General features: G+C 66.4%; 24 protein-coding genes. 17 read left to right on the top strand and 7 right to left on the bottom strand.

Annotated elements, in window-relative coordinates; genetic code table 11:
• Positions 1 to 164: 164 nt before the first annotated feature.
• Positions 165 to 506, top strand: coding sequence for a hypothetical protein (locus CV755_RS05960; protein WP_153068588.1), 342 nt, complete (start codon positions 165 to 167; stop codon positions 504 to 506).
• A gap of 32 nt (positions 507 to 538) precedes the next feature.
• Here CV755_RS05960 and CV755_RS05955 read toward each other — a convergent pair whose 3' ends face one another.
• Positions 539 to 772, bottom strand: a complete 234-nt coding sequence (locus tag CV755_RS05955; RefSeq protein WP_153068587.1) for a hypothetical protein — start codon at positions 770 to 772, stop codon at positions 539 to 541.
• Positions 773 to 1,218: 446 nt separating this feature from the next.
• Between CV755_RS05955 and CV755_RS05950 the strand changes: the two genes are divergently transcribed.
• The 5 genes from CV755_RS05950 to CV755_RS05930 all read left to right on the top strand — a co-directional run bounded on the left by CV755_RS05950 (position 1,219) and on the right by CV755_RS05930 (position 5,188).
• Positions 1,219 to 2,628 carry a serine/threonine-protein kinase gene (locus tag CV755_RS05950; RefSeq protein WP_153068586.1) on the top strand — a complete coding sequence of 470 codons (1,410 nt, stop codon included), beginning with the start codon at positions 1,219 to 1,221 and terminating at the stop codon, positions 2,626 to 2,628.
• Positions 2,629 to 2,952: 324 nt separating this feature from the next.
• Positions 2,953 to 3,702 carry a DUF5753 domain-containing protein gene (locus CV755_RS05945; RefSeq protein WP_241561002.1) on the top strand — a complete coding sequence of 250 codons (750 nt, stop codon included), beginning with the start codon at positions 2,953 to 2,955 and terminating at the stop codon, positions 3,700 to 3,702.
• Entirely contained in the window at positions 3,686 to 3,904 is a 219-nt protein-coding gene (locus tag CV755_RS05940; protein WP_109279098.1) for a DUF397 domain-containing protein, read from the top strand. Before CV755_RS05945 ends, CV755_RS05940 begins: the two co-directional genes overlap by 17 nt.
• 92 nt (positions 3,905 to 3,996) lie before the next feature.
• Positions 3,997 to 4,392, top strand: coding sequence for a nuclear transport factor 2 family protein (locus CV755_RS05935; protein WP_109279097.1), 396 nt, complete (start codon positions 3,997 to 3,999; stop codon positions 4,390 to 4,392).
• 241 nt (positions 4,393 to 4,633) lie between these two features.
• Complete coding sequence (locus CV755_RS05930) at positions 4,634 to 5,188, top strand: hypothetical protein (protein ID WP_422070510.1); 555 nt, start codon at positions 4,634 to 4,636, stop codon at positions 5,186 to 5,188.
• A 317-nt stretch (positions 5,189 to 5,505) separates the two neighbouring features.
• Here the strand turns inward: CV755_RS05930 and CV755_RS05925 are convergent, their stop codons facing one another.
• From CV755_RS05925 to CV755_RS05915, 3 genes are all read right to left on the bottom strand, one after another.
• Positions 5,506 to 5,727: a DUF7848 domain-containing protein gene (locus tag CV755_RS05925; protein ID WP_109279095.1), complete on the bottom strand. Its 222-nt coding sequence runs from the start codon at positions 5,725 to 5,727 to the stop codon at positions 5,506 to 5,508.
• The gene (locus CV755_RS05920) at positions 5,724 to 5,921 is read right to left on the bottom strand and encodes a hypothetical protein (RefSeq protein WP_109279251.1); all 198 of its coding nucleotides are present in this window, start codon (positions 5,919 to 5,921) and stop codon (positions 5,724 to 5,726) included. Before CV755_RS05920 ends, CV755_RS05925 begins: the two co-directional genes overlap by 4 nt.
• 69 nt (positions 5,922 to 5,990) lie before the next feature.
• Entirely contained in the window at positions 5,991 to 7,115 is a 1,125-nt protein-coding gene (locus CV755_RS05915; RefSeq protein WP_241561001.1) for a transcriptional regulator, read from the bottom strand.
• A 149-nt stretch (positions 7,116 to 7,264) separates the two neighbouring features.
• On the opposite strand from CV755_RS05915, the gene CV755_RS05910 reads away from it, so the two are divergent.
• From CV755_RS05910 to CV755_RS05880, 7 genes are all read left to right on the top strand, one after another.
• Positions 7,265 to 8,101: a hypothetical protein gene (locus CV755_RS05910; protein ID WP_153068585.1), complete on the top strand. Its 837-nt coding sequence runs from the start codon at positions 7,265 to 7,267 to the stop codon at positions 8,099 to 8,101.
• A gap of 446 nt (positions 8,102 to 8,547) precedes the next feature.
• Entirely contained in the window at positions 8,548 to 10,227 is a 1,680-nt protein-coding gene (locus CV755_RS05905; RefSeq protein WP_109279093.1) for a trypsin-like serine peptidase, read from the top strand.
• A gap of 223 nt (positions 10,228 to 10,450) precedes the next feature.
• On the top strand, positions 10,451 to 11,107 hold the full coding sequence (locus CV755_RS05900) for a hypothetical protein (RefSeq protein ID WP_109279092.1): 657 nt from the start codon (positions 10,451 to 10,453) through the stop codon (positions 11,105 to 11,107).
• A gap of 640 nt (positions 11,108 to 11,747) precedes the next feature.
• On the top strand, positions 11,748 to 12,281 hold the full coding sequence (locus tag CV755_RS05895) for a hypothetical protein (RefSeq protein ID WP_109279091.1): 534 nt from the start codon (positions 11,748 to 11,750) through the stop codon (positions 12,279 to 12,281).
• Positions 12,282 to 12,422: 141 nt separating this feature from the next.
• The gene (locus CV755_RS05890) at positions 12,423 to 12,629 is read left to right on the top strand and encodes a hypothetical protein (RefSeq protein WP_109279090.1); all 207 of its coding nucleotides are present in this window, start codon (positions 12,423 to 12,425) and stop codon (positions 12,627 to 12,629) included.
• Between the two features lie 133 nt (positions 12,630 to 12,762).
• Entirely contained in the window at positions 12,763 to 13,683 is a 921-nt protein-coding gene (locus tag CV755_RS05885) for an FG-GAP repeat domain-containing protein (RefSeq protein ID WP_241561000.1), read from the top strand.
• 103 nt (positions 13,684 to 13,786) lie between these two features.
• Positions 13,787 to 14,413 (top strand): S1 RNA-binding domain-containing protein, encoded by a 627-nt coding sequence (locus tag CV755_RS05880; protein ID WP_241560999.1) that lies wholly within the window; start codon positions 13,787 to 13,789, stop codon positions 14,411 to 14,413.
• A 601-nt stretch (positions 14,414 to 15,014) separates the two neighbouring features.
• Here the strand turns inward: CV755_RS05880 and CV755_RS05875 are convergent.
• Positions 15,015 to 15,479: a hypothetical protein gene (locus tag CV755_RS05875; RefSeq protein ID WP_241560998.1), complete on the bottom strand. Its 465-nt coding sequence runs from the start codon at positions 15,477 to 15,479 to the stop codon at positions 15,015 to 15,017.
• A 154-nt stretch (positions 15,480 to 15,633) separates the two neighbouring features.
• Between CV755_RS05875 and CV755_RS05870 the strand changes: the two genes are divergently transcribed.
• Positions 15,634 to 16,053, top strand: coding sequence for a hypothetical protein (locus tag CV755_RS05870; RefSeq protein WP_109279087.1), 420 nt, complete (start codon positions 15,634 to 15,636; stop codon positions 16,051 to 16,053).
• Positions 16,054 to 16,609: 556 nt separating this feature from the next.
• Here CV755_RS05870 and CV755_RS36640 read toward each other — a convergent pair.
• Positions 16,610 to 16,738, bottom strand: coding sequence for a hypothetical protein (locus CV755_RS36640; RefSeq protein ID WP_277751785.1), 129 nt, complete (start codon positions 16,736 to 16,738; stop codon positions 16,610 to 16,612).
• A gap of 57 nt (positions 16,739 to 16,795) precedes the next feature.
• Between CV755_RS36640 and CV755_RS34520 the strand changes: the two genes are divergently transcribed.
• Positions 16,796 to 16,954, top strand: coding sequence for a hypothetical protein (locus CV755_RS34520; protein WP_161968601.1), 159 nt, complete (start codon positions 16,796 to 16,798; stop codon positions 16,952 to 16,954).
• A gap of 80 nt (positions 16,955 to 17,034) precedes the next feature.
• Here the strand turns inward: CV755_RS34520 and CV755_RS05860 are convergent, their stop codons facing one another.
• Positions 17,035 to 17,853, bottom strand: a complete 819-nt coding sequence (locus tag CV755_RS05860; protein ID WP_109279085.1) for an MBL fold metallo-hydrolase — start codon at positions 17,851 to 17,853, stop codon at positions 17,035 to 17,037.
• Between the two features lie 115 nt (positions 17,854 to 17,968).
• On the opposite strand from CV755_RS05860, the gene CV755_RS05855 reads away from it, so the two are divergent.
• The gene (locus CV755_RS05855) at positions 17,969 to 18,577 is read left to right on the top strand and encodes a helix-turn-helix domain-containing protein (RefSeq protein ID WP_193553359.1); all 609 of its coding nucleotides are present in this window, start codon (positions 17,969 to 17,971) and stop codon (positions 18,575 to 18,577) included.
• 50 nt (positions 18,578 to 18,627) lie between these two features.
• Complete coding sequence (locus CV755_RS05850) at positions 18,628 to 19,611, top strand: serine hydrolase (RefSeq protein ID WP_109279083.1); 984 nt, start codon at positions 18,628 to 18,630, stop codon at positions 19,609 to 19,611.
• Positions 19,612 to 19,767 lie beyond the last annotated feature (156 nt).

Below are 19,767 nucleotides of genomic sequence, written 5' to 3'. Positions count from 1 at the left end.
GGGTGATGATCACCTCGGGTCGCCGAGGCGGGCTGACGACGCCAGCGCTGTACAGGGCGTTGCCGTCAATCCCGCGCGTCCCCCGACTCAGCCGATCAGGTGATTGCCGGGCAGGTCGCAGCGGAGGACAAATGGAGGACCAGCAGCCATCACAGGAGATGCCCGTGCCACGTACTGCTGTCGCACTCGCCGCCCTGGCCACGACCACACTGCTCACCGTGGTGACGCCCGTTCCTTCCTCAGCCGCTACCGGTGTCCTCGCCGCCACCGACTCGTCCACTCCTGTGGTGCATCACGTCATCTGGAGGAATCCCGCCCCCGGGTGCTACCAGTGGGAGACGTTCGACCAGCGCCCCCCGATTTACGTTGAGAACTCCACGAACAGCCGTGTCGAGCTCTACAGCAACAGCCAGTGCGTCAAGTTCCTGGACCCCTTCAAGACGCTGGCTCCCGGCACCTTCACCACGATCGAGCAGCCGATCGGAAGCTTCAAGGTCCTTCGCTGACAGCCGGCTCACGCGGACCGCTCAGCCGGTGATCACCGGCCGGCCGGGGCGCTGACCGTGCACCGGACTTCGTGGGCGCAGGCGTCCAGCAGTGCGGCCTCGGCCGGCACTCCGCCTGCCTCGGCGTCTTCTGCCGCCGGGAATGCGGCGTACCGTCGCAGTTCCTGCCAGCGAGCCGTGTCGGCGTCACGGACCGGCAGTTGGGGCTGGACGACAGCACCCAGCAGGTGACCGTGGCCGGTAAACCGGTCTCCCAGAACGGTCATTCGTGACTGATCGGCGGGACCGTCACCGCCGGAGTCATCACCCTTGCCGCAGTCGGCGGCTTCATCATGCGACACAAGCGACGCGCGGCCGACGCTTCTTCCTCTCGCGCCGGCGGATTGCCTCGTGGCAGAGACCGTCGCACGTCTACGAGACGGCAGACCCGTGCCGCTCTCCCCGATGAGCGCGGAGCCATCAGGGCTGCCGGACCTCTGCCCGTTACTACCCCTGGTCCGAGACCTCGGTCATCCGACCGGAAGGCGCCGGATATCTCGTTTGCGGCCTCTGGAACAGGCCAGTGCTGCGGATCGGACGGAAGAACCGGAACGTCGCCTTGCTGTCCGGAATCGCCGCCGCCATGAGGAGCAACTGACACGGTCCCCAGCAGGCGCCCTGGGGCGTCTGCAAGCTCTGCCTTGAACTAACGTGTAGCACTAAGGTGTTCGACGTGACAGAAGTGAACGGGGAATTGATCGGCGGCCGGTACCGACGGATCGAGCTGATAGGCCAGGGCGGCATGGGCCGCGTCTGGCGGGGTCGGGACGAGACGCTCGGGCGGGACGTCGCGGTCAAGGAAGTGACGTTCCCGCAGGGCATCACCGCCGAGCAGCGAGAGGTCCTGCTCCAGCGTGTGACACGGGAGGCGCGCGCCGCAGCACGGCTCAACCATCCCGGGATCATCACGGTGCACGACGTGGTGGAACACCAGGGCGCGCCCGTGATCGTCATGGAATATGTGACCGGCATCTCCCTGGCCTCGTTGATCGCGCAGAGCGGAGGGCTGCCGGTCCGCACCGTCGCCGAGATCGGCAAGAAGATACTGCAGGCGTTGAACCGCGCCCACGCATCCGGCATCGTCCATCGCGACCTCAAACCGGACAACGTCCTGCTGATGGACGACCGGGTCATCATCACCGATTTCGGCATCGCGCACATGGCGGACTCGACCATGGCCCTCACCCACACAGGCACGATCATCGGCACACCGGCCTATATGGCGCCCGAGCAGCTGGCGGGCAAGACTCCTTCAGCCGCCACCGACCTGTGGGCGTTGGGCGCAACGCTCTACAGCGCGGTCGAGGGTCAACCCCCCTTCACTGCCGAGACCTTCACTGCACTGGTACTCGCCGTGGTCACCGAGGATCCGCGCCCTGCCCTGCGTGCAGGGAGCCTGGGGCCGGTGCTTGCGGCCCTGCTGACAAAGGATCCGGCGCAACGTGCCACGGCCGCGCAAGCGCAGGCCGCGCTGGAGCAGGCGGAACGGACAGGAGCGGCCGTTCCCGTTCCGATTCCCACTCAGGTTGATTCCGCGCCGTCGCCGGCCTTCGTCCCCACGCCCGACGCCTTCACGATCACCGCGCCTGCCCGTCCCAGCAGTCCGCCTCTCAGCCATTTCCCACCGCCGCCGGCGGGGTCCCCCTACCCACAGGGCGCCATTCCTGTCGGGCCCGGCACCCGAACGCTTCCGGGCCCTGCCGTGGCGCGAACCTGGCGTTTCGTCGGCTGCCTGGCACTCCTGTGGATCACGGGCCTCGCGCTGCCGTGGAACGACCTGGCCGACACGGTGCGGTTCGGATATCTCTCGCTGGACATCGTCTTCACGCTCGCGGTCGCCCTCCTCCACGCCTTGCCGCGACCGGGCTGGCACCCGGGGGCCTGCTGGGCGGCGGTCGTGGTCCTCGACACGGCCCTGCTCTTCCTCACCAAGCAGCTCGTCGCCCAGTTGCTCGGAATGCAACCGGAACACGTCACAATCGGGTTCAGCCTCGCGCCATTGCCCCTCATCTTCAATGTCCTGATCCTCGCCACCGGCGCCTGGCTCCTGTGGTGGAAAGTCCCCGGCAGCCGCCCCGCCTGAGATCGCCCGCCCCGGTGACGCAGGGCGGCTTCCTCGCGAGACCGCCCTCCCAACCCACACCTCGCCTATGCCGACGGTCCGGCCGGATGGGCCTCACAGTCAACTCCCGGCGCCCATACGGGTGCGGTCGGCGCGCGCACCGGCGAAGTCCCGGGTCCGGATCGGCACTGGGTCCAACCAGTACCGCGACCTCTTCCAACCGCCCTTACCAAGCGGGGTGTTGACGCTACGCTGAGTAGCCTGACACAGGACCCATACGCGGATCCGCGAGCGTTCTACGGTTCCGAGCTGTGCCGTCTGCGTGAGGAGGCCGGCTTCACGCAGGTGGCGCTCGGCGAGCTCGCGTTCTGCTCCGGCTCTTACATCGGCCAGTTCGAAAAGGCGGTGCGGCGGCCGCAGTTGGAGTTGTCGAAGCTGTTCGACGAGATCCTGGGCAGCGGGAAGCACTTGCAGCGGCTCTGCCTGCTGGCCCGGGCGTCGAAGGTTGCGGACTACTTCGCGGATGCGGCGGATCTGGAACGGCAGGCGACCGTGCTCAGTGAGTTCTCGCCGATGCTGGTGCCGGGTCTGCTGCAGACGGAGGCTTACGCACGCGCGCTGATCCGAGCCGCGCGGCGATTTGATCCGCAGCAGACAATCGACGACATCGTCAGCGCCCGAATGGAGCGGACCCAGCTGCTCGATGGACCGAGCGCACCGGTCGACTGGACCATCATTCATGAGACGGCCCTCCGCCTGCCGACCGGCGGCGCCGCGGTGATGGCGGAACAGCTCGGTCATCTCGCTCATCTGCTCCGGTCCAGGCCCAACATCGTCCTCCAGGTCATGCCGTTCTCCGCCGGACCACATCCCTTCCTCGGTTGCCTGGTCTCGCTGATGCAGTTCAGCGACGCCCCGCCGGTCCTCTACACCGAGAGTGCGTACAACGGCTGGGTCATCGACGAACCGACTGTGGTGGCCCGGTACCAGTCGGCCTACGATCTGGCCAGGGCTGCCGCGTTGTCGCCGGAGGCGTCCCTGGACCTAATCGAATCGGCGGCGAAGGACTGGGCAAAAGATGGGCAGCACAGCTGACTTGGCCGCGATGGAATGGCGCACCTCGTCCTACACCAATGGAGACGGCGGCAACTGCGTCGAAGTGGCAGAAGACCACCCCGGCTCCATACCCGTCCGCGACAGCAAGGCTCCGACCGGCCCAGCCCTGGTGTTCCCCACCACCAGCTGGGCCTCTTTCATTCGCACCCTCAAGCGCGAAGCGCTGTGCACAACCGGGTAGCGAGAGCACCAGGCTGACGGGGCGTGCTGCCGGGCCCAACCCTTTAGGCTCACCGGTGAATTGGCGGAAGTCAGCTCGGAACGGGAGCCCCCATGTCCACAAACAACACCCACGCCGCAATCGCCGAACGCTTCCTCGCCGCGTTCCGGGCACGGGACTGGGATGCCCTGCACGGCCTGCTGGCGGATGACATCACCTGGACCATGCCGGGAACCGGCACCATCTCCGGAATCATCCATGGCCCGGACGCGGCCGTGAGCCGGGCCCGGGAGATCGTGGGCCGGGGGCTGCACACCGAGTTGCTGCACCTGCTCGTCGGCGCGCATGGTGCCGCCCTTTCGCTGCACAACACCGCGACCGCCCCCGACGGCCGCACGCTCGACGAATACCTGGCGACCGTGCTGACCATCCGCCATGGCCGTATCACCGCGATCGACAGCTACCTGTCGGACGTAGACGGCATGGGCGCCTTCTTCACCGCGGCCTGAGCCGCCGAACCGGAATTCAACCCCCCGCCAAGTTCAATTCAAGCTCGCCCCAAGCTCCTTCAGTTGGAGTCGGCTTGGCCGCTTGCCCCACTAGCCTCCCCCCGTCACAACAATCACAACACCAACAACGGGGGAGAACATGCACATCCGGCATGCCCGAATAACCGCGGCCGCCGCAGCACTCCTGTCGCTGCCGCTGACCGGCGTCGCGGGTGCCGCGACCCACGGCCCGGCCGCGTCCATGGCCTCGCAGGCCCGCCCCGCCGCCAAGGCGGGCTCCCTGCCGACCGGCCCCGGCCCTCAGCGCCACTACACCGTCCAGCGCCAGCCCGCGCCCGGCAGCTGCCACGTCCACTACACCCGCGACAAGCAGCCCCTGCCCGACCCCAAGTGCACGCCGGGCGCCCTCAACCCGGACGTCACCCCGGCCACCCTGACCTCGACCATCTGCCGGCCGTCCGGCTACACCAAGGGCATCCGGCCGCCCGTCTACATCACCGGGCCGGAAAAGGCCGCCAACGCCAAGTCCTATGGGTACAACGGGTCCCTGCACGACGCCGAGTACGACCACCTGGTCAGCCTGGAACTCGGCGGCGACCCCAATGACCCCCGCAACCTCTGGGTGGAGCCGCCGTCCCCCGGCCACCGGCCCGGTAGCGGGGCCAACAACCCCAAGGACGTGGTGGAGAACAAGCTGCACGCCGCCATCTGCTCCGGCCAGGTCCAGCTCCGCCCGGCCCAGGTGGCCATCGCCACCGACTGGACCACGGCCCTGACGCGGCTGGGCATCCGGTAGAGGGTGTCTGAGAGTCCCGCTCAGGGGTGCATTCTTGCTGAGGCCCGATGGAGCAGGAGCATGATGGTGGCCAGGTAGACGGCGCTTTCGGAGATGCCGAGCCGGTACTCGTAGTCCTTGGCGAGCCGGCGGTCTGGATGGTGATCCCGTGCGTTTCGCGGATGCCCGCCAGGAAGTCACGGCCGCGGTAGCCCTGGTCGCTCCCGAAGGAGCAACTACCAAGTCAGCTGGCCCGCAGGGGACTTCTCAGGCACCCTCCAGGAAGCACGGCCCCCAAAGGGGCGTACCGGGTTCCGGGTACGCCCCTTCACCGGTGGTCAATCCACCGGTGCGGTCCGCCAGTACCGGTGTACGACTTCGCGGTACGCGGTGTGGGAGAGGTGACCGCCGGAATGCCGGAACGCCCAGTCGCAGGCTGCCTCGAACTCCCGGCGGGGACCCGAGCTGTCGGTGCAGGCGACGCACACCATCTCGTGTGCCAGGGGCGGATTGCCCGGCGCCTTGGCAGGGCCGATCCTCCACTGGGCGTGCTGGATCACTTCTCCGCCCCCTTGAGCTCGGTAGCGGTCACGGGGCGCACCGCCGCCGGGTTCGCATCCCACTCCAAAGCGCCTCCGGACGGCCGTAGTTGAATGTGATCGTCCAGGTGGTCCATGACCTGGCCGACCGTGCCGCGGGCGGTGTCCACTACGAACGCCCCCTTCTTGGGCAGCGCGCTACGGTCGGCACTCATCAGCACGCCCTCCCGTCATGTGGCCGGAAGACCGCCCTCGCCCGCGGTGGTTCACGTGCGGTTACGCGGCTATCCGCCGAGCCACGCCCCGAAGTTGCTGAAGGTGTCCGGCATTCGGCGCTTTGCCGACTCAAGTCCGGCATAGGTCTCGCGGACCGTGGGGTGGTATCGCGTCTGCTGCGGTGCGAGCTTCCGCGCAAGCTGCAAGTTCTTGAAGGCCGCGTCCGTATGCCCTGTCCACATTTGCGCCCTGGCCACCTCGGCATAGTGGTGCGCCATCCGAGATGGCGGCCAACCACCGGGAATTACTGTTTCCTTGGCGGCTTGAACGGATTCCGGATACTGATCCAGTTCCGCGAGAACGCTCACGCCATGTGCGCCGACATTGGTCGGACCGAACGACAGCCAGTGGATCCTCTCGGCTGGGCCGGTGCGTTCCGCGATCCGGCCTGCCACGCCAAGATGTTCCTCGGCGGTGTCCTTGTCCTTGTCTCTCCCCGCCAGCACCGCGGCGCCCAGATGGAGCTGTCCGGTGACGACATCACGTACACGACCGGAGTCGGCCTGCTCGACAAGGGAAATACCCATGCGCACCAGCCGTTTGCCCGTCCGGTAATCACCGGCCCGCAGGCAGGCCAGCGCGCGGTGGTACTGCCGCAGGCCACCGAGAATGGGGTCCGAGGCACGCTGAGCGGCCCAGTCCATTCGATCGAGGGCCACTGTGCACAGGTCCGGGAAACCGAGCTTGGTAGTCACGTCAAAGGCGGTTCGGTAGGCGCCGGCAAGGAGTCGCCAGTTCCGGCCGTCCGGGTGGCTATGGGCCGTTGTCGTTGCCTCATGGATCAGAACCGGAAGCTCCGAGGCAACCCTTTTGATGTTGGCCGCACGGACCAGAGCGCAGAGGGAATCCCCCGGTGCCTCAAGTTCATTGACCGGCCGGGGGGACACATCGGGGTCAGGGCCGACATCGTAGACGTTCAGCGCTTCCCGGATTGGCTGGATCAGCGCATCGAGCTGGTCTTTCCTCAGCTCGTCAAGGTAAGGCCGGCCATTCAGTTCGGCAACGGAAACCGAGAGCGCACGAGCCAAGGCACCGACGACGGAGGGGCTGGCGGGGAGGATGCCCTGCTGGCGGAACGGCGCTATGCCGGCGGTCCGGCAGGTCCGCGCGGACGTGCACGGTTCAACCAACATCACTCATGGCTTGCCTGCGGTTACCAGAGGTGTACGGATGAGCATGTACGTGGCATGATCCATTCACTGCTCACGTAAAGCCGAGCAGGTGAGTTGGGGGGAGAGCTGTGCGTAGGGGCAAGCCGGGCATGCCAGGACCGCACCGGGCCTTGGGCGTCTGTCTGATCGTTGGGTTATTCGGCTTGACGGCTGTCGCATCACCTGCCGCAGCAACCGACGCTCCTCGCCTGACGTATTTTGGTTCGCTGCCCAAACTCGATGTGGGAGGGGAAGTCGCCTTCAACGCATGGAACGTGCCTACGGGGGCGGAGAAGGTGATCGTCACCTCACCAGCCCTGACCGAGCCGGTTCCGCTCAGCCCGATGGAAAAGGGCTCAACTACCTTTGTGCAGACGGACAGGCCGGGGAGGCCCCCGTACGCGATCCGCGACGATGTCTCGCCGGGAACTTATCCCGTCACCGCGGCCAGCCAGGGCCACACCATCGCCACCGCGCGCCTCACCGTCGTCGCCAGAGGGATGGCCGCGGTGGACCGGTTCGTCATCCATCCCAAGAGCGCGGGGCCATGCAGCAATATCCCCGCGCCCGTTCGTCCGGGGAGCAGTGTCAAAGTCCTTATCGCCGACCGTCGGCTGGGGCTGGACGACGACACGCTGACCATCGAATCACCGGTGTTCAAGCATCCGTTGACAGTCAAGAAGGGCGCGGACGACCCCGGTTGCAAGGGTGACGACGGGGCGACCGTTTATGGGGGACACGCCACACTGGCCCAGGACATTCCCGCCGGGCAGTACCCGATGACGGTAGTCGGCCGCCACCGGCGCCAGGGCATCACCCAGCAGGTGACGTTGGCCGGCAAGCCGGTATCTCAACACGAGCATCCCTGGCTAATCGGCGCAGCTATCGCCACCGGGGTCATCACCCTTGCCGCAGTCGGTGGCTTCATCGTGCGACACAAGCGACGCGCGGCCGATACTTCTTCCTGACCGCCAAATCAGGCGCCGCGACGTGCGCCGGGGCGGATCACCGCTGAGCGGTACGCGGCACACCTCTTCCTGCGCTCGCGGCTTTTCACATGCCCCTCTGGTCCGTGTTGGCCGGAGTAATCACTGTACGAGAAGGAAACATTTCCTTGCCCACTTCATGTAGACGAATACGGAATATCGCCTTATCTGCCGTTGGTACCGCGTTGTTCCTGGGCAGCGCAGGCTCCCTTGCCTATGCCGAAGGCCCGAGCGAACACATCTCACGGCCAACCGGCGCAGCTCATAAACGTGTAGACGGCCTGCACATTGGCGCGAAACCCAGCACGCCTTCAACGCACGGCCCGGCAACGACTACGCCGGCTCCGCCGCCTACCGGTCTCCGCTCGGGGGTTGAGGACAGCGACTGGAGCAATGCGGACGTCCTACGTTTCTGGACGCCCGAGCGTATGGCTACCGCCACGGACCCCGCTCGCCCCGTGGCGCCTCCCGGCAAGGACAAGGCGCGGAAAGCAGCCCCCAAGGGGACGGGAGCCGCGGCCAGCAGACCGACCGCGGAGCACATCCTCGGCGCAAAGTCCGTTGGTGTCCTCTTCACTTACAAGCAGGACCCGACCACCGGTGAGATGCGAGCGCACTCTTGCTCGGCCAGTGTTGTGCAAAGCCCCAGCCGGAATGTGATCCTCACCGCAGCACATTGCACGGGCGGCAAATCGGTCTTCGTTCCCTGGTACCGCACCGGGGCATCGCTGGACAAGCAGGAGTACGGGTTCTACCGGGTCGACAAGTGGTTTGTCGACCCCAGATACGACAAGCCCAACACCAAGGACAAGACCTCGGATCTGGACTTCGCCTTCGCCCGGCTTGCGAAGTCGTCGAACGGTAGGAACGTGCAGGACGTAGTGGGGGCTAACTCCCTGGCCCGCACGCCGAAGTACAACAACGACGTCACCATGGTCGGCTATCCCAAGGCCTCACACGACTCGGCAGACGAAGCCGTGCGTTGCCCCACCCAGACGTGGGCCCTGCCCGGCTACTACCAAATACAGGCCCTGTGCAACGGCATGTATGGCGGGGTTTCGGGCGGCCCGTGGTTCTCGAAGATCGACTGGAGCAACGGCACCGGCGAGATCATTGGAAACGTCGGCGGCTACAACGGTGGTGGCAATGACGACGATGTGGACTGGCTGACCTACAGCCCCATGCACGGCGACCAGTTCTTCCGGCTCTACGACGACGCCAAGAGCGACCGCAAGGTTGAGCGCCCCGATCCCTACCAGCAGCCCGCCGTTCCCTATTCCATGGGCGGCAAGTATGGCGGCGAGACTTGGCAGCACGCCAGGTTGATGGCTTCCGGTGACTTCAACGGCAATGGGCACAGCGACCTGATCGTGGTGTGGACCGATGGCGAAGTCACCATGTACTACAGCGACGGCAAAGGCCACTTCACCGGCGAACGGCAGCTGGTGGCTCCCAAGGACAGCGTATGGACGCACGCGGAAGGGATCACCGCTGGTGACTTCACCGGATCCTCGCAGTTCGACCTGATCGTGACCTGGTCCGACGGCGAGGTCACGCTCTACGGCGACGTCGGCTCCAATGGCCTGAACTGGGGCGGCACTCAAATGATCGACCCCAAGAAGACCAGCACCTGGAAGCACGCCACCCAGATCACCGCGGGCCGCTTCAACGCCGACAAATACGTCACCGACTTGATGGTGCGCTGGTCCGACGGTGAGCTGACCCTCTATACCAACGTCGGCGCAGAGAAGAAGTTCTCGGAGGAGCACAAGCTCAAGGACCCCAACAAGGCCTGGGAGGACGCGACTTTGCTGACCGCCGGTGAGTACAGCGGAAGCAGCAAGTGGGACCTGCTGGTGCGCTGGAAGGACGGCTCCATCAACAGCTATGTGGGCACCACCGTCAACGGCCTGGGCGCCACGCACACCGTCCACGGGGGCAACTTCAGCACCTGGACTCACAGCACCGTGATGACCACCGGCAACTTCACCGGCAACGGCCGCACCGACGACCTCGTCATCCGCTGGTCCGACGGCGAGACGACGATGTATATCGACACTCAGGCCGAGGGCCTCGGTACAGAAGAGAACCTCGTACCCGCGGCATAACTCAGAGCCCGCCGCACGCGCTGTGGGCGGCGGGCCCATCCGCACCTTCGAGCGCAGAGCGCTCTGAGCCTTCGGCGCTCAGTTAGCGAAACGGAACCGCAGCCCAAGCTACCCCAAGAGCCCCCCAAGCTCTGATTGAACAACCCTTGGCCAGAGCCAACTTGCACTTCCGCCCCACTAGCTTCCCCAGGTACACATCGCCACAAGACCACCGGGGGAGCACATGCACATCCGCCATGCCCGAATAACCACCGTCGCCGCCGCGATCCTGACCCTCTCCATGTCCGGGTGCGCCGGTGCCGCGACCCAGCACTCGGCTGCTTCGCAGGACTTGGGCACCCGGCCGGTCGCCAAGGCGGTCTCGCTGCCCACCGGCCCCCGACCCCAGCGCCACTACACCGTCCAGCAGCAGCCCGCGCCGGGCAGCTGCCACGTCCACTACACCCGCGACAAGCAGCCGCTGCCCGACCCCAAGTGCACGCCGGGCGCGCTCAATCCGGATGTCACCCCGGCCACCCTGACCTCGACCATCTGCCGGCCGTCCGGCTACACCAAGGGCATCCGGCCGCCCGTCTACATCACCGGGCCGGAAAAGGCCGCCAACGCCAAGTCCTATGGGTACAACGGGTCCCTGCACGACGCCGAGTACGACCACCTGGTCAGCCTGGAACTCGGCGGCGACCCCAATGACCCCCGCAACCTCTGGGTGGAGCCGCCGTCCCCCGGCCACCGGCCCGGTAGCGGGGCCAACAACCCCAAGGACGTGGTGGAGAACAAGCTGCACGCCGCCATCTGCTCCGGCCAGGTCCAGCTCCGCCCGGCCCAGGTGGCCATCGCCACCGACTGGACCACGGCCCTGACGCGGCTGGGCATCCGCTGACCGTCCACAACGTTATTGGTTCTTCGGCAGCTTGATGTTTCTTGCTGGCGATGCCGACAACACCTCCTCGGTGATGATGAGTAACCGAGGGGGTTCTTTTCGGCCGTACACGACCGATGTACGTCCTGGCCGGCGCCGGGGTGTTAGCGTTCCCACTCGATCCGCACGACCGGTCCTTTTGGGGCTTGAACGAGCCGGCGTACTGGCGCCCTCATAGCACCGGCACCAGGCACAAGTTGCAGCCGGCCCTTGCCCGGGCAATCACCTCCGGAAGTTTCGGTACCGCGACCACAGTGCACCATCGCCGACGTGCCAAAGGTCACAGGAGGAAAGCAGCGCTTTGCTTGCCCTTTTACGGAAGCTGACGTAGATTCAACCCCGCAGATCGAGCGGTCATCGAGAAGGCCGTTCGCTCCAGGGGTGGGGGTACCAACAACAAGTCCGCTGAGCGGCTTTTCCAGCAAGCCGGGCAAAGACAGCACTGCCTGCTGACGACTGGACCTCTTCCTCCCTGCATACGAAGAGAAGGCGACAGTTCACTATGAACCGCCGCCTTCTCAAGCGATTGAATCTCTCACGCCTTGACTGGTTTTGGCGAGCCCTGCAAGGACGTGAGTGCCATCAACCACGGGAAGACTACATGAACCACAAGTACTTGAAAACCGCTGCCGTTACCGCTCTGGTCGCGGTTGCCTTTGGTGTGGCCACCCCCGCGGCCACCGCGGTGGAGGCGAAGCGCACGGCTTCTGCTGCAAACGCGGCCGCCGATGCCGCTGCCGCCGCCGAGACAGCGATCTCGGAGGCCGACTTCCAGGCACTGAAGGCCGCCGGCAGCCTCTCCGAGGAAAACGGAGAAGCTTCCCTCAGCCAGGCTGAGTTGAGCGAGATGTACGCCATCGCCGATGCTCAGGCTGCCGCAGATGCCGCCACACCGTCCGCAGGCGACGAGCCCGGTGCGGCCGCCGGGCGTGCCAAGGCGGTGCAGAAGATCATCAGTCTTCTGAAGCGGTCCCCCGGTATGTACAAGTCGGCGGTGAAAGCAGCCAAGAAGGGCGGCAGTTCCTTCCGGCACTGGGTCAACTCCCTCTCCGACTGGAACCCTGTGAAGTGGGCCATCAAGGGTGCGCCCGAATACATCTTCTGGGAGCTCGTCCGCTACCTCTCCGGCATGTAGGACCGTTTCCTCGATTCTCTGGCTCCGTGGCGCCCCTCCCAGCAGGGCGGGCCACTGTGCGGGTAGTTGGGAGTTTGGACGTTGAAAAAAACGCGAGAACAGGCTGTCGCCGACAACCTTTGGGGGTCTCCTGCCCTGTTCATGGCAGCCGCCTTCTGCAGCTTCGTTGTGATAGGCGGTCCGGTCGCCACCAAAGTGGGCTGGTCCCTTTACATCTGCGGCTGGGTGCCAGCACTGGCGATGCTCGGCTGGTGCGGCATCAAGCGGAGCAAACCCGGTGTCGGTGGTGTATTCGCCTTCAGCCTCCTGGCTGTCTCCGGCGTCCTTTTCTGGCTGAACCACGGGTAGCGCCTCCTGGCGTAAATATGCGGCAGAGATTGCAACCATCGGGCATGCCGGAGAGTCCAACACATACGTACGGGGCACGTCGCCTGTCATGAGTGCCCCGTACGTTCTGTCCCTGAATCGTATGGAGTTCTACGTGAGCAACAATTTCGCCGGTCGGCACGGACGCGCGTTGTCGCGCCTCGCCACTTCGGCGATCGCCGTCACTCTGCTCGGCGCCACTGCCGGTACCGCTGTGGCTGCCGATGGCCCGTCGGCCGCACAGCGAAGTGCCAAAGCCGCAGCGGTCGCCGGTGGGCCGGCCACGGCCGCCGTTCGCACCGGCTCCGCCCCGGTGCTCCCCATCAACGCGGCCGACTACAAGGGCGCTCTCGATGTTTACGGCCCCAATGGCAAGGGTGGCATCAAGGCCCTGAAGAAGGGCAAGAAGAACGACGGCTGGAACGACTACAAGGCCGTCGCTCAGGTGCACTCCAGCTCGGGCGGGAACTTCGGCTTTTTCTTCCTTTGGAAGGACGGCCTGCTCGTCTTCGCCGACAAGTACGGCTATGTCAACGTCGGGTCGCACATGGACTACGACCTCATGCTGTCCCCCGGAGACCTTGGCGGCTCCGAGAACTCCGGGCTGCTCGCCCGCGACAAGTCCGGCGTCATGTGGTACTACCAGGGCAAGTATGACGGTTCGGTCAAGGCCCGCAAGCGGGTTGGCGGTGGCTGGGGTCAGTACACGGAGATCGTCGGCCGCGGCGACCTGACCGGCGATGGCAAGGCCGACATCGTCGCCCGCGACAAGCAGGGTGTGCTCTGGCTCTACAAGGGCACCGGCAAGGCCGACAAGCCCTTCGCGGGCCGCACGAAGATCGGCGGTGGCTGGAACCAGTACACCAAGCTGATCACCACTGGCGACATCGACGGCGACGGCCGCAGCGACCTGCTCGCCGTGGACAAGAAGGGCGCCCTCTGGCTGTACAAGGGCACGGGCAAGGCGTCCTCGCCGTTCAAGTCCCGTGTGAAGGTCGCCAACTCGGGCTGGGACAAGTACCGTCTGGTCTTCTGATCCGCTTCACCTCCGGCACGCCGGCTCTTGAGACCCGCCGGGTCTCGGGGCCGGCGCTGCCGCTCCCTGAGCGCCGACCAATCCTTGTGAGAAGCTGACCGGCGTGGACAGCGCACCGGGCGATGAGGTCGGCAGGCACATCACCGTCGAGGGCCGCACCCGCTTGTCCATGAGCGCCGACGAGCACCCGGAACTGTGGGCGTATCTGAAGTCTCTTCGCTACGGCCAGACGCTCTCCGGTGCCATCGCGGCGATCGAATCGTTCGGTGTATTCGTGGCGTTGGACCACGGCCCCGCTCATCCGGTCTTCCCCGGTGTCGGCTTCATCGCCTTCCCCGAACTGTCCTGGTGTCGCTTCGAATCGGCTGCTGATGTCGTTCGGGTCGGTGACCAGGTCTCGTGCGTATTTCTCCAGTTCGACACTTGGAACGGCGAAGCCAGGCTGTCGTTGCGGGCGACACGGCCGGACCCCTTCCAGGCATTCGCCGACGGTGTCTCTGTAGGTCGGACGCTGCGTGGGCGGGTCACCAAGCTGCTCCCGTTCGGCGTCTTCGTCCGGGTCGCCGACGGAATCGAGGGGCTGGTACATCTCCGGGAGCTCACGGCGGCGCCTGTGAGTTCTCCGGACGAGGCTGTTCAGGTCGGTGACCACATCACGGTGACCGTCACCGGAATCGACCGTGAGCGACGCACCGTCACTCTCTCCCGGAGGCAGGGCATCGGCGTCTGATCCCCTGGGAACCGGCCCGGCGGAGACGGTTCCCCCGACCGGTAGCCGGTGAACGCAGCCGCGGGCCGGCGTCAGATCCTTGAGTGCACGGTGGAGAGGCGCACGCCACCGGGCGAGGCGGTCGGCGGACAGTCCCCGGCGGCGGATCAGCAGCTCGCGATGACGAGTTGGGCAGCCCCCCCCAGGAAGGCCAGCGCAGCATTGGGTGTTGATGAAGACTCGCGTGCTGTCCATGGCCCCGTGAGCCGAGAGCACCCTGGGCATGGGTGAGGACGCCAACAGAACGGGATCCCAGCGCACTTGTGTGCGCCACCGCGCCTTGGTGGCAGCGGCGGTGGGAACATGAGCGGGGAAGGGCCCTGTCTCCCCGCTCGATCCGGACCCGCGCCCGGGCTGGGCCCGCCCTCCGCCGGCCATAAAAATTCCTGAGCGTCTCCAGGGGGTTGGGCGCTCCACTGACATGGATCGGCCATGGGCTGGCTGACAAACCCACCTGGGCCCGGGTTTGGCACCGGCCGCGCCGGCTCCCCTGCGGCGTTCGGGCACTGCACTCGGGTCCGGTCCACGTCCGCACGGATCGATGACCCGGGGAGTATGGAGGCTATCCGTCCCGGAAGCGCCGCAGCAGTTCACGGGCGGCAGCACTGTCGGGGTCGAAGTCATGGATCCCTGTCCGCTCTACGGGGACGACCGGTCCCCACAATCGGGCTCCATGACAGCGGAAGCAGAAAGCCACTTGAAAGAGCAGCTCCGTGGCGCTGTGTACGCGGATGCCCCACCCGGGGAGGAAACAGCGATACGGCTCGCTGCCCGGCAGATCGTTGATCAACGCCAAAGCGTATTGTGCCTGTTCGCCCTCCCAGATGGCGACATGCTCACCGATCAGGTCCGCCGAGTTCAGGTGCCGTGCGGGGTCGGTGATACGGATGACCTCGATCAACTCGGCCTTCTCGTGGGCCAGGGGCAGCAGCATGGGCACACAATCGCCGATCAAGCCGTGGCGCACCAAATCGCGCAAAGACAAGACCTCGTCGTTTGCGGCGCCCGAATGAACGGAGAGCGTCATGGCATTCGCATATACCGGTAAGACCTGGGCGCCGCTGATCAGTTTGCGGCGCACAAGGCGGGAACGGCCGGTCGGGCCCTACGGTGCGTGCTGGGCCCGGGGCGAACCGCTGTCCGGGACCGGTCCGTTGGAACCGAACGAAGGAGGAGTGCAGATGAGCGACGACGAACTGCGGCGAATGGCAGAGGAGTTGGATCTCCGTTGCGATCAGCTGGAAGGGGAGATGACGCGGCTGAGGGAGGAGCTGGCGACCACCCGGTCCCTGGCCGCCCTGGCCGACCGGGGGTTCTCGGAGATGCGTACCGCCATGCGCGGGCCCGCCCAGGCGCTTATCTCGGTGCGCGAGCGGCAGTTCGAGCATGGCTTGGTGCTGGCCGAGCAGTCCAGGGTCCTGGACGCACAGAGTCATACGCTGCAGAACGTGGCCGAAGCGGTGGGCAAGCTGGTACGGGACGGCAACCAGCGCAGTGAGCCGCTGAGTCAGCTGCTCACCGGCCAGACGGCCGTCCTGGAGCGGCTCGACCGGATCGACACCCGGCTCTGCGCGAGCGGGAGCGGCACCGCTGCCGAGTAGCCACGAGTAGCCACACGACGAACGGCGGCCCCACAGGACCTGCAACAGGTCCCGAGGGGCCGCCGTCGTGTGAGCGGACGCCACCGGCCGCCTCAGGCGGCCCGGCCCTCGAAGCGGAACTCGGGCGTCGCCCCTGGATCAATGCGCGCACCGGCTTCCAGCGCCGTGGCCAGCCGCTCGATGGGCGACCGGCAGCCCGGTACTCGGGATCTTCCCGATGCCCGGGCGGCACCTGTCGGCTGGTGCGGTATCCGCTGCTCATCCGGCCTGCTCCCCCTTGTCGTGAAGGTCGTGGTCACCCAGGGCGGATGCTCGGCCTCACAGAGCTTTCTCGTGGAGAAGCCCCGCTCTGCGGCCTGGTGCCGGCCATTGGGCCACCCGCACATGACCGACGCAATGCCCTTGTCGGCGGGCCGACCGGGCCGGTCAACCAGCACCGGACACAGGGGCGTTGGAGACTCCGCACATGGTCACCCTCAAGGGAAGCAGCCCGCACATGGCGGCGGGCCGCGACCCGGTCAACGGGTGCGGCCCTCCAACTGGTCTGGGTCAGGCCTTACTTGCGGATCAGCGAGCGCAGCACGTACTGCATGATGCCGCCGTTGCGGTAGTAGTCCGCCTCACCAGGGGTGTCGATACGGACCACCGCGTCGAACTCCACACCGGTGTCGGTGGTGACCTTCACCGTGCGCGGCGTACGGCCCTCAAGGCCGCCAACGCCAAGTCCTATGGCTACGCCGGCGTGGGCAACATCGCCGGTGACGGCCACAATGCGCTGCTGGCCGTGGACAAGAACGGCGCCGCCTGGCTTTACAAGGGCACCGGCAAGGCGTCGTCCCTCTTCAAGTCCCGTGTGAAGGTGGGCAGCTCGGGCTGGAACCAGTACAAGTACATCTTCTGATCCGGCTGTGTAACCGCACTTGGTTCGCCCCGTCGCCTGTGCGGCGGGGCGAACCGCGTCCGCCGTGCGTTCGCTTTCGGTCAGCCGATCGGTGGTGCGAGGTATTCCAGCGCATAGCCGTCGCCGGAGGGGGTTACGCGGGCGATGCCGGGTGAGTCGAGGTGGGCGCCGGCCACGAAGTGGTCTGGTCTGGTCAGTTGCTCGAGGAGGGTCGCCCGCATGGCGCGGGCCTGGGACTGGTTGCCGTCGAGTTCCCAGGACACATTCGGCTGACCGAATTGGAGCGTGGGAACGTGAACGGTGTCGCCCCAGGCGAGAAGGCGGCCGGTGCCGCTCCTGACCTCGTAGACGGTGTGACCGGGCGTATGACCCGGTGCCGGGATCGCGGTGGTCCAGTCGTTGATCGCGGCCTTCTCCGAAACGGGTACGACCCGGTCGCGGATCGGCTCCAGCCGCCCCGTGAACACCGAGGTGTCACCTTCGCCGATCCACACGCGCTCGAGCTTGCCGAACGCCTCTGAACCGTCCGGCGCGATCAGGCCGCTCACATGGTCTCCGTGCTTGTGGGTGATGGCCACATCGGTGATATGCGCGCGGTCGATTCCCGCTTCGTCGAGCGCGTCATAGATCAGTCCCATGGTGGGGTCGTGCCAGGCGTTGGACGCGCCGGTGTCGATGAGAACCGACCGCGTGCCGTCGGTGACGAAGAAGGCGTTGACCGACAGCCGCAAGTTGTCGCCGGCCAGCGGGACGGCAGCCGGCAGCTCATCGAGCGTACGCCCGTCCTCGTCGCGGAGCCGTGTCGGCGGCATGTCGATGTACCCGTCTCGCAACGAGGTCACCTGCAGATCGCCGAATTCGAACGTGGCATGGTGCCGGCCACTTGAGATCAAACGCATGGAACCCCTCCGTCGTCGGGCGCACATCGTGAGTTCTCCGATAGAAGAGCAGATCTTCTTTGGGAGAAGCACACTACACTGTGGGCGGCGAGATACCCATCGATCGAGGAGCACGGTGGTCGAGCAAGACGGAACTGCGGCCGAACCACAGAAGGTTGACGACCTGGCCGGCGCGTTCGGCGGTAACGTGCGGCGACGCCGCGAGGAGGCGGGCCTGACGCTGGAGCAGCTGTCCGCACAGTCGTCGGTCAGCCGGGCCATGCTGTCCAAGGTCGAACGCGGTGAGAAGAGCCCGACGATCGGCGTCGCGTCCAGGATCGCCCACGCACTCGACGCGTCGCTCTCGGACCTGATGGGTGCGCCCGCTGCTGCCCCGCCCGGTGTGGCCGTTGTCATGCGCAAGAACGAACGCCCCGTTTTCCGTGACCCGGAAACCGGCTTCGAACGGCACATCGTGTCAGCGGCCCCGGGCGCGGGAGGAGCCGAGCTGGTCTTCCACCACCTCCCCGCGCAGGTCTCCACCGGGCTGCTGCCCGCGTATCCGCCCGGTACGGAGAAACAACTCGTGGTGCTCAAAGGCGCCCTCACCGTCGCGATCGGCGGGATCAGCGAGACCCTGCACCCAGGCGACTCCCTGTTCTTCCAGGCCGACGCGGACCACGGCTTCGCCAACCGGACGAACGCTCCCTGCGAATACATCATGGTCATCTCGCGCAGAACCTGATCGGCCGCGGCTTGCGGGCCTGGACAAGCGTCCGGAAGGCCGTCAATACGATGCCCACTGTGAATCTTCAAGAGCTCATGGAAGAACAGAAGAGTCTTCACGATGTCCCGGCGGTGGCGGTGGGTTCATCGGTGGCGGGTGCACGCACGACGGCGACTCGGGGAACAGCCGAGGTGACGGCGGAATCGTGTTTCCGTATAGCCTCGCTGACGAAGGTCTTCACCTCCGCGGCGCTGGTCCGCGTGCTGCGGGACAACGGTGTTCCGCTGGGCGTACCGGTCATCGAACTGCTTCCCGGCCTTGCGCCGGACTGGCGGGCCGACAAGAGCCTCACCATCGAGCAGATCCTGGGGCAGGTCTCCGGCCTGCGTGAATCGGTGGACGCGGCAACCGTGAAGGCTTTGGGCGAGGGGGACGGCGCGCTGCTGGAAGCCGCCCGGCTCGTGGTCCGCGCCGGGAACGAGCGGGAGCCCGGCGAGCGGTGGTCCTACTACAACGGCAACTACTTCCTGGCCGGCTCGATCCTTGCGGCCCTGAGCGGCACGACGTTCGAGAGCGCGCTGGAGGGGGCCCTCCTCGACCGCTGGGGCCTTGAACGGACAGGTTTCAAGACCCCGGCGGCGTCCGTCGCCGGGTGGAAGGGCAGCACCGAACTCCCACTGCTCGGTTATCCGCGCACCCGTCGGCCCAGCGGGGGCCTGTGGTCGTCGGTGTCGGAGCTCCTGGCCGCCGGCGAGGAACTGCTCGCCGACCGGGCTCTCCTGGAGGAGATCCGTCGTCCACGCACCCGGTCCGACGACCCCATGGCCTACGGGTTGGGGTGGGCGCTGGGCCCCTCGGGACAGATGTATCTCAATGGACGGCTACCCGGTTACCGGGCCGCCATGGCCGTGATCCCGGACCGGGACCATGTGAGCGTGGCCCTCGCCAACCAGGAGACTGCCCTACCCGCTTTGGCACGACTGCTCAGCCACATCCAGCAGCCCCTGACCGGGGACGACATTGCCAAGGCGGTCAACGACTTCGCCGCCTGAGACCTCGGTACCGACGGGTCATTCCATGGCCCGTCAACTCCGCACCAGCTTCTGATATCCGCAGGACAAGCGGGCGTTGAGCATGGTCGAGTGCCATGCGGGATGCCGGGTGGCCGCAGTCCCGGGTGGGTGCAACGCACCCACGCCCCGGCCCAT

This window comes from Streptomyces orinoci (assembly GCF_003121295.1).
Classification (GTDB): Bacteria; Actinomycetota; Actinomycetes; order Streptomycetales; family Streptomycetaceae; genus Streptomyces; species Streptomyces orinoci.
Note: the sequence above shows the minus strand (reverse complement) of the source record. Positions and strands in the feature narration are given on the sequence as shown.

Coding starts and splice junctions, on each gene's coding strand:
- CV755_RS05900 (WP_109279092.1), top strand. CDS start 10,451: ATGCACATCCGCCATGCCCGAATAACCACCGTCGCCGCCGCGATCCTG.
- CV755_RS05850 (WP_109279083.1), top strand. CDS start 18,628: ATGCCCACTGTGAATCTTCAAGAGCTCATGGAAGAACAGAAGAGTCTT.
- CV755_RS05920 (WP_109279251.1), bottom strand. CDS start 5,921: ATGAGTGCCGACCGTAGCGCGCTGCCCAAGAAGGGGGCGTTCGTAGTG.
- CV755_RS05905 (WP_109279093.1), top strand. CDS start 8,548: ATGGCTACCGCCACGGACCCCGCTCGCCCCGTGGCGCCTCCCGGCAAG.
- CV755_RS05890 (WP_109279090.1), top strand. CDS start 12,423: ATGGCAGCCGCCTTCTGCAGCTTCGTTGTGATAGGCGGTCCGGTCGCC.
- CV755_RS05930 (WP_422070510.1), top strand. CDS start 4,634: ATGGCCTCGCAGGCCCGCCCCGCCGCCAAGGCGGGCTCCCTGCCGACC.
- CV755_RS05895 (WP_109279091.1), top strand. CDS start 11,748: ATGAACCACAAGTACTTGAAAACCGCTGCCGTTACCGCTCTGGTCGCG.
- CV755_RS05875 (WP_241560998.1), bottom strand. CDS start 15,479: ATGACGCTCTCCGTTCATTCGGGCGCCGCAAACGACGAGGTCTTGTCT.
- CV755_RS05870 (WP_109279087.1), top strand. CDS start 15,634: ATGAGCGACGACGAACTGCGGCGAATGGCAGAGGAGTTGGATCTCCGT.
- CV755_RS05955 (WP_153068587.1), bottom strand. CDS start 772: ATGACCGTTCTGGGAGACCGGTTTACCGGCCACGGTCACCTGCTGGGT.
- CV755_RS05915 (WP_241561001.1), bottom strand. CDS start 7,115: ATGTTGGTTGAACCGTGCACGTCCGCGCGGACCTGCCGGACCGCCGGC.
- CV755_RS05935 (WP_109279097.1), top strand. CDS start 3,997: ATGTCCACAAACAACACCCACGCCGCAATCGCCGAACGCTTCCTCGCC.
- CV755_RS05940 (WP_109279098.1), top strand. CDS start 3,686: ATGGGCAGCACAGCTGACTTGGCCGCGATGGAATGGCGCACCTCGTCC.
- CV755_RS05860 (WP_109279085.1), bottom strand. CDS start 17,853: ATGCGTTTGATCTCAAGTGGCCGGCACCATGCCACGTTCGAATTCGGC.